At 43.1% G+C, this 13,909-nt stretch carries 10 protein-coding genes; 3 read left to right on the top strand and 7 right to left on the bottom strand.

From position 1 onward, the window contains the following. Positions 1-210: 210 nt before the first annotated feature. From ACH3Z1_RS15000 to ACH3Z1_RS14990, 3 genes are read left to right on the top strand one after another with little or no spacing between them, the layout of a single operon-like run. Positions 211-1,491: a metal-dependent hydrolase family protein gene (locus ACH3Z1_RS15000; protein WP_490822799.1), complete on the top strand. Its 1,281-nt coding sequence runs from the start codon at positions 211-213 to the stop codon at positions 1,489-1,491. An 11-nt stretch (positions 1,492-1,502) separates the two neighbouring features. After that, positions 1,503-1,952 carry a DUF2147 domain-containing protein gene (locus ACH3Z1_RS14995; protein ID WP_490822798.1) on the top strand — a complete coding sequence of 150 codons (450 nt, stop codon included), beginning with the start codon at positions 1,503-1,505 and terminating at the stop codon, positions 1,950-1,952. Between the two features lie 6 nt (positions 1,953-1,958). Beyond that, positions 1,959-2,855, top strand: coding sequence for a hypothetical protein (locus ACH3Z1_RS14990; RefSeq protein ID WP_490822797.1), 897 nt, complete (start codon positions 1,959-1,961; stop codon positions 2,853-2,855). Here the strand turns inward: ACH3Z1_RS14990 and ACH3Z1_RS14985 are convergent. The 7 genes from ACH3Z1_RS14985 to rpoC form a co-directional block, all read right to left on the bottom strand. Beyond that, entirely contained in the window at positions 2,852-3,529 is a 678-nt protein-coding gene (locus tag ACH3Z1_RS14985; RefSeq protein ID WP_490822796.1) for a 2-C-methyl-D-erythritol 4-phosphate cytidylyltransferase, read from the bottom strand. The genes ACH3Z1_RS14990 and ACH3Z1_RS14985 overlap by 4 nt on opposite strands. A gap of 77 nt (positions 3,530-3,606) precedes the next feature. After that, positions 3,607-4,557 carry an isoaspartyl peptidase/L-asparaginase family protein gene (locus tag ACH3Z1_RS14980; RefSeq protein WP_490822795.1) on the bottom strand — a complete coding sequence of 317 codons (951 nt, stop codon included), beginning with the start codon at positions 4,555-4,557 and terminating at the stop codon, positions 3,607-3,609. 137 nt (positions 4,558-4,694) lie between these two features. Further along, complete coding sequence (locus ACH3Z1_RS14975) at positions 4,695-5,759, bottom strand: hypothetical protein (protein ID WP_490822794.1); 1,065 nt, start codon at positions 5,757-5,759, stop codon at positions 4,695-4,697. Between the two features lie 317 nt (positions 5,760-6,076). After that, positions 6,077-7,066, bottom strand: coding sequence for a bifunctional heptose 7-phosphate kinase/heptose 1-phosphate adenyltransferase (locus tag ACH3Z1_RS14970; RefSeq protein WP_490822793.1), 990 nt, complete (start codon positions 7,064-7,066; stop codon positions 6,077-6,079). Continuing rightward, positions 7,066-8,505 carry an APC family permease gene (locus tag ACH3Z1_RS14965; RefSeq protein ID WP_490822792.1) on the bottom strand — a complete coding sequence of 480 codons (1,440 nt, stop codon included), beginning with the start codon at positions 8,503-8,505 and terminating at the stop codon, positions 7,066-7,068. The genes ACH3Z1_RS14970 and ACH3Z1_RS14965 overlap by 1 nt, the downstream gene beginning before the upstream one ends. 315 nt (positions 8,506-8,820) lie before the next feature. Next, on the bottom strand, positions 8,821-9,417 hold the full coding sequence (locus ACH3Z1_RS14960; protein WP_490822791.1) for an OmpH/Skp family outer membrane protein: 597 nt from the start codon (positions 9,415-9,417) through the stop codon (positions 8,821-8,823). A gap of 178 nt (positions 9,418-9,595) precedes the next feature. Then, a complete protein-coding gene (rpoC, locus tag ACH3Z1_RS14955) occupies positions 9,596-13,879 on the bottom strand; it encodes a DNA-directed RNA polymerase subunit beta' (protein ID WP_490822790.1) in 4,284 nt (1,427 codons plus the stop codon). Positions 13,880-13,909: the final 30 nt, after the last annotated feature.

Genomic DNA, 13,909 nt, shown 5'->3' with positions numbered 1-13,909 from the left:
ACAAAAAACCCCGACAATGACTGTCGGGGTTTCTGAATATGATTCATACAGTATTGGCTACGCCATTACAATCCCCGATTGGAGTTTGAATGCCACCACCACTGAATGTTGATTGTTATTTTCATCGTGTTGCAAAAATGGGGTACTTGTATTATACAAACAAATTTTTTTTCGATCATAGTTTGGTATTTTCAGGAAAACCGAAAGCTGGTGATCCAATTCCGCTATTTACTGCCCCTTCTATTGCTTACTGGAAGCCTCAAGGCAACCGCAACACAAACAACCGATAGTTTTATACTGATTAAAGGCGATCGCCTCTTTGATGGCGAACAAATACATACCGGATGGGGTGTTCTCATACAGGGAAAAACAATTATCGCCACCGGCCCTTTGGAAAGTCTGCCGAAACCCGCTGCGATTAAGACTTTTGACCTGAAAGGCAAAACCATATTGCCGGGTATGATTGAGGGCCACTCTCACCTGCTTCTCCACCCATACAATGAGGCTACCTGGGAAAAGCAGGTATTGGGAGAATCTGATGCAGAAAGAATTGCCAGGGCCGTTGTTCACGCCCGCAACACGCTAATGGCCGGATTTACGACTGTAAGAGACTTAGGCTCCGAAGGTGCAGGTTATGCAGATGTTGGTTTAAAATCGGCTATTGAAAAAGGAATTATACCCGGCCCCAGAATGCTGATTGCCACCAAAGCCATTGTTGCCACTGGTACTTATGGCCCTAAGCTCGGCAACCTGAGCCACCAGTTGGTGAAAGGTGCTGCCGAAGCAGATGGTGTGGAACAATTGACAAAAGAAATCAGGCAACAAATAGGTAATGGTGCTGATCTGATAAAAATATATGCCGATTACAGATGGGGCCCAGATGACTTGCCTGCACCCACTTTTACGCTTGAAGAGCTACGCAAAGCTGTTGAAGTGACTGCAAGTGCAGGCCGGCAGGTGGTGGCACATGCCAGTACCGCTGAAGGCATGAAAAGAGCAGCACAAGCAGGTGTCAGCACCATTGAACATGGTGATTATGCCAATGATGAAGTGTTTGACTGGATGCTCCGCAATAAAGTAGCACTCTGCCCCACCCTCAGTGCCGCTGAAGCTTCCGCAAGCTATAATGGCTGGAAAAAAGGAAGCATGCCACCAACTGATCGCGTAGCTGCCAAGAAAAAAACTTTTCAGCTTGCACTAAAGAAAGCTGTAACCATTTGCTTTGGTGGTGACGTGGGTGTATTTACTCATGGCGATAATGCACGTGAGATGGAACTGATGGTTGAGTATGGTATGCCAACCATTGACGTACTTAAATCCGCCACATCAGTTAATGCGGGCGTATTTGGGGTAGCTGATAAAATTGGCCGGTTGCAAAAAGGTTTACTGGCCGATATCATTGCTGTTGATGGAAACCCGTTCGAGAATATTTCAATGATGAGAAAAACGGTTTTGGTGATTAAAGAAGGGAAAGTTTACCTACATCCTTAAATCAGATTAATATGCGCAAAAGAGTAAGATTATTACTGACCAGCATGTTGTTTTTATGCTCGTTCATCGCATTCGGTAACGATAAGATAAACCCTGATGCGATCATTGGCACCTGGCTGAATGCTTCCGGGAAAGGACAAATTCAGATTTATAAACAGGGCAATAAATATTATGGCAAACTGGTATGGCTAAAAGAACCTAATGATGAACAGGGTAATCCGAAAGTTGATTCGAAAAATCCAAATGCTTCGCTTAAAACCAAACCTCTGATTGGGGCAATCATTCTTCGCGACTTTGTATTTGATGATGATGAATGGAACAGTGGAAGAATCTATGATCCGCAAAACGGCAAAGACTATAAATGTTTTTTACGGTTAAAAGATGTAAAAATATTAAGTGTTAGAGGATACATTGGCGTTGCATTATTGGGCAGAACAGAAACATGGACACGTATTAACTGACGATGATTGAATAAAGAAATACTGATATTACCCCCCCATCTTATTGAACAGAGCAAATGGGATAATTGTATTCATAACAGTTCCAATGGCCTGATTTACGCTCAGTATGATTATTTAGACAATATATGCGACAACTGGCACGGTATTGTTGTGGGTGATTATGAAGCAATCATGACTTTACCCTGGAGAAAAAAGTATGGCTTCAGGTATTATTATACGCCTCCCTTTATTCAGCAATTGGGTATTATGGGCAATACAGAGGCTGTTGATTATGACAGGCTTATCAGAAAGATTCGCTGGTTTGCCTGGCATGGTGATCTTTATTTGAATTTCAGTAATCACCGGCTCGCTTCGGCAGTAAAAGCTAAAAACAAAACCAATTTTATCATCAACCTCAGCAACGGCTATACCGCCATCCAGGCCGCCTATAGCCATGATCTCAAACAAACATTACAAAAAAGCAACCCGGGTTTTTTACTGAACAAGCAATATGATTATTTATCGGCTATTGAATCGTATCAGCAAAACTATGCTACCCGAATACCCCATGTAAGTGAAGATGAATTTTCGAGGTTTACAGTGCTTTGTAAACAACTGGATAACCGTCGTAATTGTATTGTAAGATCGGTTTGTAATGAAAACGGTACAATGCTGTCTAATGCTTTGCTTTTAAGAGACAATAAACGAATCTATCATCTCTTTAATACTACCACTGCAGAGGGAAGATTACAGCATAGTAATCACTGGTTGCTTGACCAGATTTTACAGGAATTTGGTGGACAGGATCTTTTATTTGATTTTGAAGGTTCTGAACTGGAGGGCGTTAAAACTTTTTACAAAAAATTCGGCGGACATGTTCAGCCTTATTTTCATTATAAAAGGAATTTTCTAACAGGACTTTAAACAGGGTCCTGCGATTGCATGATCTGTTCAGCAATCACCAGATCTGCAGGTCTGGTGATTTTTATATTTGTGTATTCTCCTTCTACCAGAAATACTTCTTTGCCTGAAGCTTCCACCACTGTTGCTTCATCTGTAAATTTTTCTTCGTAGGATTGATCAAAAGCCGGAATAAGTATTTCACTCAGAAATGTCTGTGGTGTCTGAATAATGCGAACCTTATTTCTGTCGATTATTTCGTGATGATCTTTATTCGCAATACGGATACTGTCTGTTGCCGCAATAGCTGGTATGGCACTTCCTTTTTCCAGTGCTTGCGCATAACAGCGTTTGATCAGATCGCTGCTGACAAGACATCTGACACCATCATGCACAAATACAACCGCCTGATCTTTTATCAGTGCCAGTCCATTCTTCACAGAATGAAACCGGCTGTCTCCTCCAATTGTTATTTTTACGCGTGAACTTGCCTGTAACTCATTTATGATGTCGTTACCTGCAGCAATATGTTCTTTAGGCAATACGAGAATAATCTCAAGATCAGGCCATGTTTCGAGGAATCGTTGAATGCTGTAATAAAGCAATGGTTTCCCGTTTAATAACAGGAATTGTTTGGGTATGGAGGCCCCCATTCTCTGGCCCGTTCCGCCGGCAACAATAACAGCAATTTTTTGCATGATGTTTTCTCTAAAAAAAGAGGGCTACAAATGTAGCCCACCCTTTTCTCATGTGTATCAGTTCTAACCAAATATAATTATTTGTAAATAAAAACTTCATTTCTGCCCCCACTATTTTTCAGCCCCCGGTACATGCCTGCACTGTTAAAAACCATGGCGGCATTGCCTTTGGCATCAACACCAATCATGCCTCCCTCCCCTTCCAGTTTCATGAGTTTATCGTGCACCACCACTTCCATGGCTTCCTGCAAACTGAGGCCTTTGTATTCCATCAGGCAACTTACGTCATAGGCAGCCACAGTTCTGATAAACATCTCCCCATGCCCTGTACAACTGATGGCACATGTATGATTATTGGCATAAGTACCACTGCCAATCAGCGGACTATCGCCTATACGGCCATATTTTTTGTTTGTCATACCACCTGTTGATGTGGCGCCTGCTATATTTCCTTTGGTATCGCAGGCTACAGCACCTACGGTGCCGAATTTTTTATCGCGCATCAGTTCTTCCAAGTGATGGTTGGTATGATCGAGTGAATAGTTATCTGAATCCCTGATGGCTTTCCATTGATCGTACCTGAACTGTGAGAAAAAATACTCATCGGGTTCCAGTTTCACACCCTGTTTAATGGCAAAATCATTGGCTCCTTTTCCACTCAGGAACACATGATTGCTGTTGCGCATCACTTCAGTGGCCAGCTCTATCGGGTTTCTTACGTTCCTGATAGCAGCAACGGCACCTGCAGCCAGTGTTGACCCGTCCATGATGGCAGCGTCCATTTCCTGTAAACCTTTTTTGGTAAATACAGAGCCTCTGCCTGCATTGAACAATACATTATCCTCGAGTATTACAATCGCTGCTTTTACAGCGTTCACTGCTGTACCACCCTGCTCCAGTACTGCATAACTAACATCCAGCGCTTGTTGTAAACCTGTCTGGTAAGCCTGTTCCAGTTCGGGGGTCATATCTTCTTTCAGGATGGTTCCTGCCCCACCATGTACTACAATCGTGAAATTCTCTGCCATAGCTGTTTCTTAAAGCACCCGAAATTAGCCAATAAGAAAACTGATAAAATCGAATTGTTTGGATGATTTGTTAGATAGGTTTTAAAGAAGAGGGGGAAATGGTGAATAGTGAGTAGTGAGCAACTTTCACTCGTACCCTACTTAATATATCCTTTGTGCTTCAGGAGACTTAATATACCATATGCAATTCCGGCGGCGGCAACCATCCCCACACCCACAGTAGCTATTCCGATACCTGAATTACCTGCATTATGGGTTTCCGATTCATCCTCTAATGCTTTATTAATTCTTTTTATACAGTCCTGTATTTTTTTATCAACATCAGGTTTCCCTTCGCGTTTGGCTTTTTGACTGAAAGTGGCCATGAATGTAAGAGCAAAACGCAGATTATCCTCTTCTTTAATGCGGGACCATATTTCTTCTGTATCACCTGTTTCTACCAGTTTCCAGAAAGCGTTTTGTTTTTGTTCAAACTGCCGGCTTTTTTCTTCTCTTTCCCTGAAAGGCTTATCTATATCGGGATTACTGGTACTGATCTGCTCAATTTTTGCTATCTCCTGTGTAAGGTATGTATCGTCTGTTCCAACAGGATCATTTTTGATATAATTATTAATACCCTGTTTCAGTTTGTCTGCAACATCACGCGCCAGTAGTCCGCGCTTTACAGACAATTCAATATCAGCCATCACTGTTTTTAAACGGAATGTCTGGCCTCTTTTACTGCCATAAATGCCAAAATAAGCATGATCTACATGCACTGCCGTTTCGAAAGTACCTCTGTCATCTCCATCCTGTAGAATAACCGGCGCATAATGATTTTCCCATGTACCCCTGCTCGGATTATCCTCCTTAAGACCTTTGGGCTCACTCCAGCGAAAATCGTTTACATAAAGACTTCTACCCGGCGGTGCATTTTCATTTTCCACTTCCTCTTGTCTGCCTGTGGCTTTTCTGGAGAAGGGGCCGCAATGAATGGCCTTTATTTCTTCGGGTGACATTCTTTTATCAGGCACCACTTCCTGCATACCATATTCCTGCGGATAGTCAGCGGTATCAACCATATTAAACGAAACTACCTCTTCTTTCAGTTTTGCTGGTTTTGCATGTTTGGTAGCATACATTTTGCTATCGGGCTGTCCTTCATTAAATACAGCAAACTGGTTATTATCGGAGATTTTATAACCCTTGTCTTCCTTATACATTTGAATGGGTGCCGTATTTGGTGATATAGCCGCCTGAGAATAAGGGCTTACTGCAGGGAGAGATTTCCCTACTGAATGTACAGAGCGCAAAGCCTTATCAGGATTCTCCCGAAAGCCTTGCCGATATTGGAGTTTTTGGTAAGCAGGCATAGACTACATCATCAAAACAGTAAGATAGATTATTTTTTTGAATAATGCAATGGCAGGGAGAGGGAGAGAAAGTATTTGAGTAGTGAGTAGTCAATAGTGAGTAAACAAAGTAGTAAAAGGTGCATTCCCCTACTCACTACTCACTATTGACTATTGACTATTAACTATTAACTACCAAGCAACAGCTCACATTCCTGCAATAATCTTTCTTTATTAATGGCTGCCGTACCTACTTCTTCGCAAACAAGACCGCCTGCAATATTGGCCATTTCGGCGGCAAGGTGCATGTCTTTTGTTGCTGCATAACATAATGAGGTTACCGCAATAACAGTATCTCCTGCCCCACTTACATCGGCGATATTACGGATATGCGTAGGGATGATGCGGTGCGATGTTTGATCCTGATAGAATACTCCTTTCTCCGATAAAGTAATTAGTGAGACCTGGTGCTGTAAGTGCTGCTGTAATGTTTCATGAATCTGTTTCAACGACGAAAGATCAATCGTATCTACCAGTAAATTCAATCCTTCTTTTACTTCTTTGAGGTTGGGCTTAAAGATGGTAACACCCTGGTAGGCCAGGAAATTCTTTTTCTTGGGATCAACAGCCGTGATTACATTTTTTTCTTTACATAAGGCAATCACTTGATGAATGACACGCGGTGTAAGCACTCCTTTATTATAATCTTCCAGTATGAGTATCTGAGGCTTCTGTGTTTCAATACAAAGTTTTACCTGTTCCAGTAATACATCTTCTGTTGCTGTATCAATATCAGTCGTCATTTCTGCATCCAGCCGCATCATCTGTTGATTACGACTCATCACACGGGTTTTATTGGTGGTTACCCTGTTGGCTGCTGGTTTGATGTATTGTGTATCAATATTTTTTTCCTGCAAAAGTTGCAGCAATGCTTCTCCATCAGCATCTGCACCAATCACTGATATCATGGTTGTTTTGGCACCCAGTGAAGCAGTATTGAGTGCTACATTAGCTGCACCACCTACACGCAATTCCTTTCGTTTTAATGCCACAACGGGCACAGGTGCTTCCGGCGATATACGATCTACCGAACCCCACCAATAGGTATCGAGCATTACATCGCCGAGAATGGCAACACGTGTATGCTTAAAATCTGCAAAAAGCTGTTCAAAATTCATCAGGCTTCCTGTTTCTTATTTCGGACTGCAAGATAATACAAAGGAATACCAATCAGCGTAATGGCCAATCCCCATAATGAATAAGTGGGAGAAGACCATACCAGTCCTACACAAAATAATGAGGCCAGTATGATATAGATGATGGGTAATACTGGATAACCAAAGGCTTTGTATGGTCTTGGCAGATCGGGTTGTTTTTTACGGAGTATAAAAATGCCGATGATGGTGAGTACATAAAAAATCACCACCACAAAAGATACCATGGTCAGCAGATCACCGTATTTGCCGCTTAAACATAAGAGCGAAGCCACCAGGCACTGGATCCATAACGCATAAGCGGGTACGGAATTTTTATTCAGCTCTCCTGTTTTTTTAAAGAACAATCCATCCTGTGCCATGGTATAATAGACACGGGCACCGGCGAGGATAAGACCATTGTTACAACCAAAAGTGGAAATCATGATCATGACAGCGATTACAATGGTACCGGCATTACCGAATATTTCATTGGCAGCAGTTACTGCTACCCTGTCGTTTTCAGCAAAAGCGATGGATTGCAATGGCAAAACATGGAGGTACATCAGGTTGGCTGTAATATAAATGAGTGTTACAATCAGTGTACCCAGGAAAAGGCTAAGCCCAATATTACGTTGCGGGTTTTTGATTTCGCCCGCAATAAAAGTTACGTTGTTCCAGGAGTCGCTGCTGAAGATAGAGCCCACCATGGCGGCGGCTACGGCTCCAATTAATACGGCTCCTGAAATAGGTTGCCAGCCGGTGGGTTGTAATGCGCCGGCCGCATCTTTTGCCCCCATATCCTGCATAGCTGATAAACCAGTCTGCCAGTTCTCGGACCAGAAACTTTGTTTAGTCAGCAGGAACCCAAATACAATTAAGCCGAACAGGGATATCAATTTGGTAACCGTAAATGTGCTTTGAATAATTTTACCCCCTTTTACCCCACGGGTATTGGTATAGGTGAGAAAGACAATCATGGCTATGGCCAGCAATTGTGCTGCAGAAATTTTGATGAAACCCAGATCAGCAATAATATTTTGTTCACTCACAGAAGGTATGAGGTAAGCGGTAAACCTGCTGAATGCTACACCTACGGCCGCAATGGTTGCTGTTTGAATTACGGAGAAAAAGCTCCAGCCGAAAAGAAATCCCACGAGCGAATTATACGCTTCCTTCAGGTATACATATTGTCCGCCTGCTTTTGGATACATGGCACTCAGTTCACCATAACTCACGGCTGCAGTGATGGTCATAAAACCGGTAATCAGCCATACCAGCACCAGCCATCCGGCGCTTCCCACATTCCTGGTGATATCCGCACTTACAATAAAAATTCCCGATCCGATCATGCCCCCGGCTACAATCATGGTGGCATCAAATAAACTCAGGGTAGGTTTAAACGAAGGGTTCGTATTACTCATATGGTTGCGTAGTTAGGGGTTCAAGATAAGGAAAAAATGCTGCAAGCAGCAAGCTGTGAGCTTTGAGCTACGAGCTTCGAGCCGCTAGCTGCTAGCCAATAGTTCATATTTTTAAAAGACCTCAACGAAAGTCCATCTGGTACGCTTTTTAGTGAGGGCCAGGTGTAAAAAAAAACGCATGGATTTTATCCATGCGTCTCAAAAAAAATTAACTTGTATGCTATTTTTTATCAAAGCTCAAAGCTCAAAGCTCAAAGCTCAAAGCTCAAAGCTCAAAGCTCAAAGCTCAAAGCTCGAAGCTAGTAGCTTTTGCTGCTACTGCTTCTTCTTATACTTCTCATTCAACCCCTTAATCACATCTGCTGTGATATCATATGCTGAATCCTTATAGTAAAAAGCCAGTGATTCTGAATTATTTCCTACGATGAATGCATATCCTTTCGACACATTGTATTCTTTCAGGTAATCGCTGATTCGCTGACGCACATCCAGCATTTTCTTCATGCTCTCGTCCTGCATCTCATTGTTCATCATCTGCTCCTTGCTGTTGTAGGTTTTCTCCATCTGCATGAGCTCCTGTTGCTTGTTATTTACTTCCGCCTGCGTCATAGTTTGTGCAGTACGTTGTAATTCCTGGTACTTGGCTGCGAATGCTTCTTTTAACTGATTTAGTTGTTTGCCATTCTCCTGGGCTTTTGCCTGGATAGAATTACTTACTTCTTTGTAGTAAGTAAAATGTGCTTCAATAGAATCGATCTCGAAATATGCAATTTTAAAGTTACCCTGTGGTACTTCTTTGGTACCAGTTGACACACCTGTTTTACCATTTCCACCAGATGAGAACTGCAGGTAAAACAATACAGCCACCGCAATGACTAAAGCAATATTTAATCCGATCGTAAAATTTTTCATGAACTAAATTTAGGTAATAAAATTAAACGCTTTTATCCCGGTTCTTTCCCCGGATGACAAGATTAACAATAAATATCAGCATACAAAAATCCTGTATAAGTAACAGGGTGTGTACCTGAAAAAAAGTAGGAAGTTTTCACTTCCTACTTTTAACATTTATTCCTTCCATTACGGATGCTTACTCATCATCATCAAAGCTCATCGCTTCGCGTGTGGTTGCCAGCACTTCGTATTCTTCCTTACTACCTACAATCATGTTCTCGAACTCTTTCTGTCCGGAACCTGCAGGGATGAGGTGACCAGTGATCACGTTCTCTTTCAGACCCAGCATAGCATCGGTCTTACCCTGTATAGCAGCCTGGCTCAATACTTTGGTTGTTTCCTGGAACGAAGCAGCAGAAATCCAGCTTTGTACGCCCAGCGATGCTTTGGTAATACCCAGCAATACCGGTGTGGCAGTGGCAGGTTTTGCATCACGTACTTCCACGAGTTTTCTATCAGATCTGCGGAGAATTGAGTTTTCTTCTCTCAACTCACGCAGGGTGATAATCTGACCCGCTTTCAGTTTGGTGCTTTCTCCTGCATCGGTTACAACTTTCTTGTCGTAGATCCTGTCGTTCTCTTCGATAAAGTCGAAACGGTCTTCCAGATCCTCCTCTAAGAATTTGGTATCGCCTGCATCTACAATTTCTACTTTCTTCATCATCTGGCGTACGATCACTTCAATATGTTTGTCATTGATCTTTACACCCTGCAAACGATATACTTCCTGGATCTCATTCACTACGTACTCCTGTACAGCGAATGGACCTTTAATAGCGAGGATATCGGCTGGTGCAATTTGTCCGTCAGACATTGGTGTACCTGCTTTCACAAAGTCGCCATCCTGTACCAGGATCTGACGTGTCAATGGAACCAGGTATTTCTTCACCATACCATCTTTCGATTCTACGATGATCTCTCTGTTACCACGTTTTACGTTACCAAATGCAACCACACCATCAATCTCACACACAATTGCAGGGTTACCCGGGTTACGTGCTTCAAACAATTCAGTTACACGAGGCAGACCTCCGGTGATATCTCTCAGCTTACCGAGGATACGTGGAATCTTCACCATTACCTGACCCGCTTTCACGTCATCACCTTCTTCTACAGCAATGTGTGAACCTACAGGTAAGTTGTATTGTTTGATTTCTTTTCCTTCTACGATGATAGTAGGAATTTTGGTTTTGTCTTTGGTTTCAATAACCACTTTCTCGCGGTGACCTGTTTGTTCATCAGCTTCATCACGGTAAGTGATACCATCGAGTACATTTTCAAATTTGATGGTACCGTTCTGTTCTGCAACGATTACGTTGTTGAACGGATCCCATGTACAAATCATATCTCCTTTCTTCACCTGCTGTCCGTCTTTCACGTTCAGCGTGGCACCATAAGGTACGTTGTTGGTGATCATGAGGCGGTCGTTCTTCACGTCCATGATCCTTACCTCACCGGTACGACCAATAACGAGTTTTACTTTATCACCTTCATTGTTCAGGGTATCTACAGTACGCAGACCATCGAATTGGATAGTACCGTCGAATTTAGCTGCCAGACCAGATTCTACTGAAGCAGAACCTGCAACACCACCCACGTGGAAGGTACGCAGTGTAAGCTGTGTACCAGGCTCACCGATTGATTGTGCAGCGATAATACCCACAGCATCACCTCTCTGTGTGATGTAACCTGTTGCCAGGTTTTTACCATAGCATTTCACACACACACCACGTTTGCTTTCGCAAGTGAGTACAGAGCGGATCTCTACGGTTTCAATACCTGCATCTTCAATGGCTTTTGCATCTTCAGACGAAATTTCTTCACCTGCCACAATGATCAGTTCTTCCGTTACCGGATGATAGACATTGTGTAATGAAGTACGTCCTTCAATTCTATCTGCCAGTGGTTCAATGATGTCTTCATTATCTTTTAATGCTGTTGTAGCAATACCACGCAATGTGCCGCAATCTTCTTCAGAAATGACCACATCCTGTGATACGTCTACCAGACGACGGGTCAGGTAACCGGCATCGGCTGTTTTAAGGGCCGTATCCGCCAGACCTTTACGCGCACCGTGGGTAGAGATAAAGTAATCCAATACGTTCAGACCGCTTTTGAAGTTTGACAGGATCGGGTTTTCAATTACCTCGCTTCCTGTACTACCACTCTTACGCGGTTTCGCCATCAGACCACGAATACCTACCAACTGTTTTACCTGTGTTTTACTACCACGGGCTCCGGAATCAAGCATCATGTAAACAGAGTTAAACCCTTGTTTATCATTCTGCATTTCGCGGATCAGGGTTTCTGTGATACGTGTATCCACACGGCTCCAGATATCGATCACCTGGTTATAACGTTCGTTATTGGTGATCAGACCCATGTTATAGTTTTCCCATACTTCTTCTACTTCCACTTTTGCATTCTCCAGCAGTTCATTCCTCATATCAGGAACGATCAGATCGTTCACGTTGAATGACAAACCACCACGGAAGGCCATACGGAAACCGAGTGTTTTGATATCATCGAGGAATTTAGCTGTCTTAGGCACATCAGTGATCTTAATGATATCACCGATGATTTCTCTCAGGCTTTTCTTGGTAAGCAATGCATTGATATATCCTACTTCAACAGGTACATGCTGGTTGAACAATACGCGACCAACAGTTGTGTCGATCAGTTTTTTCACCAGTTTACCGCTTTCACGCACATTTACTTTCACTTTAATATTGGCATGCAGATCAACCACCTGTTCGTTGTAAGCGATGATCACTTCATCCATACTATAGAAAGCCTTGCCCTCTCCTCTTACGATTTCTGTTTCTGTTGTTTTCTTACCCTTGGTAATATAGTACAGACCCAGTACCATGTCCTGAGAAGGCAGGGTGATAGGTGTACCATTCTGTGGGTTAAGAATATTGTGTGAAGAAAGCATCAGCAACTGAGCTTCCAGTACTGCGGCATTGCTCAAAGGCACGTGTACCGCCATCTGGTCACCATCGAAATCGGCGTTGAACGCTGAAGTTACGAGAGGGTGCAGTTGAATGGCTTTACCTTCTACTAATTTTGGCTGGAAGGCCTGGATCGACAAACGGTGCAGTGTTGGGGCACGGTTAAGCAATACAGGGTGTCCTTTCAGAATATTTTCCAGAATATCCCAGATCACAGCTTCTTTACGGTCAACCAGTTTCTTGGCCGACTTCACTGTTTTCACGATACCTCTTTCAATCAGTTTACGGATCACAAATGGTTTGAACAGTTCTGCCGCCATATCTTTTGGCAGACCACATTCATGCATTTTCAGTTCAGGACCTACCACGATAACCGAACGACCAGAATAATCCACACGTTTACCCAAGAGGTTCTGACGGAAACGACCTTGTTTACCTTTCAGTACATCTGAGAGTGATTTCAGTGCACGACCACCTTCTGCTTTCACCGCATTTGATTTACGGCTGTTATCGAAGAGTGAATCGATGGCTTCCTGCAACATACGTTTTTCGTTACGCAGGATCACTTCCGGTGCTTTGATCTCCAACAGTCTTTTCAGACGGTTGTTACGGATGATCACACGACGGTACAGATCATTCAGATCTGAACTCGCAAAACGACCGCCATCCAAAGGAACCAACGGACGCAGTTCTGGTGGAATAACGGGAATATATTGCATCACCATCCACTCTGGACGGTTGGTGATTCTGGTGCTTGCATCGCGGAATGATTCCACTACGCTCAGACGCTTTAAGGCATCTGCTTTACGTTGCTGTGATGTTTCAGTAGCTGCGGCATTACGCAGAGAGAAGCTCAGACCATCGAGGTCTATTCTTTCCAGCAATGCATGAACAGCTTCAGCACCCATTTTGGCGATGAATTTTTGTGGGTCATCATCGGGCAGGTACTGGTTATCTTTTGGCAAATTATCCAGGATATCCAGGTACTCTTCTTCTGTGAGCAGATCACCCATGTTCAGGTTTTCCTTCACACCACCCTGTATTACCACAAATCTTTCATAATAGATGATGGTCTCTAATTTCTTAGAGCTCATACCTAACAAATAACCAATCTTGTTGGGTAAGCTTTTGAAATACCAGATATGTACAACAGGAACCACCAGTTTGATGTGTCCCATGCGTTCACGACGAACTTTTTTCTCTGTTACTTCCACACCGCAGCGGTCGCACACGATGCCTTTGTAACGGATACGTTTATACTTACCGCAGGCACATTCGTAATCCTTTACAGGACCGAAAATCCTTTCACAGAACAACCCATCACGTTCTGGTTTGTATGTACGGTAGTTAATGGTTTCAGGCTTCAGTACTTCGCCAAAACTTCTTTCCAGGATACTGTCCGGCGATGCCAGACTGATCGTGATCTGGGAGAAGGTTGGTCTAGGGCGATTGTCTCTTTTAATGGCCATATTTTTAAGCTTCTAGCTATTAGCTGCTAG

The organism is Sediminibacterium sp. FW305-C-49, from assembly GCF_058231085.1.
The sequence above is the reverse complement of the archived record's forward strand: the minus strand, read 5'-3'. Positions and strand labels throughout refer to the sequence as shown.

What these genes read in the sequence shown, in the direction of transcription:
- rpoC (WP_490822790.1), bottom strand. Translation starts at nt 13,879, where the DNA reads ATGGCCATTAAAAGAGACAATCGCCCTAGACCAACCTTCTCCCAGATC.
- ACH3Z1_RS14975 (WP_490822794.1), bottom strand. Translation starts at nt 5,759, where the DNA reads ATGTATAAGGAAGACAAGGGTTATAAAATCTCCGATAATAACCAGTTT.
- ACH3Z1_RS14970 (WP_490822793.1), bottom strand. Translation starts at nt 7,066, where the DNA reads ATGAATTTTGAACAGCTTTTTGCAGATTTTAAGCATACACGTGTTGCC.
- ACH3Z1_RS14995 (WP_490822798.1), top strand. Translation starts at nt 1,503, where the DNA reads ATGCGCAAAAGAGTAAGATTATTACTGACCAGCATGTTGTTTTTATGC.
- ACH3Z1_RS14985 (WP_490822796.1), bottom strand. Translation starts at nt 3,529, where the DNA reads ATGCAAAAAATTGCTGTTATTGTTGCCGGCGGAACGGGCCAGAGAATG.
- ACH3Z1_RS14960 (WP_490822791.1), bottom strand. Translation starts at nt 9,417, where the DNA reads ATGAAAAATTTTACGATCGGATTAAATATTGCTTTAGTCATTGCGGTG.
- ACH3Z1_RS14980 (WP_490822795.1), bottom strand. Translation starts at nt 4,557, where the DNA reads ATGGCAGAGAATTTCACGATTGTAGTACATGGTGGGGCAGGAACCATC.
- ACH3Z1_RS14965 (WP_490822792.1), bottom strand. Translation starts at nt 8,505, where the DNA reads ATGAGTAATACGAACCCTTCGTTTAAACCTACCCTGAGTTTATTTGAT.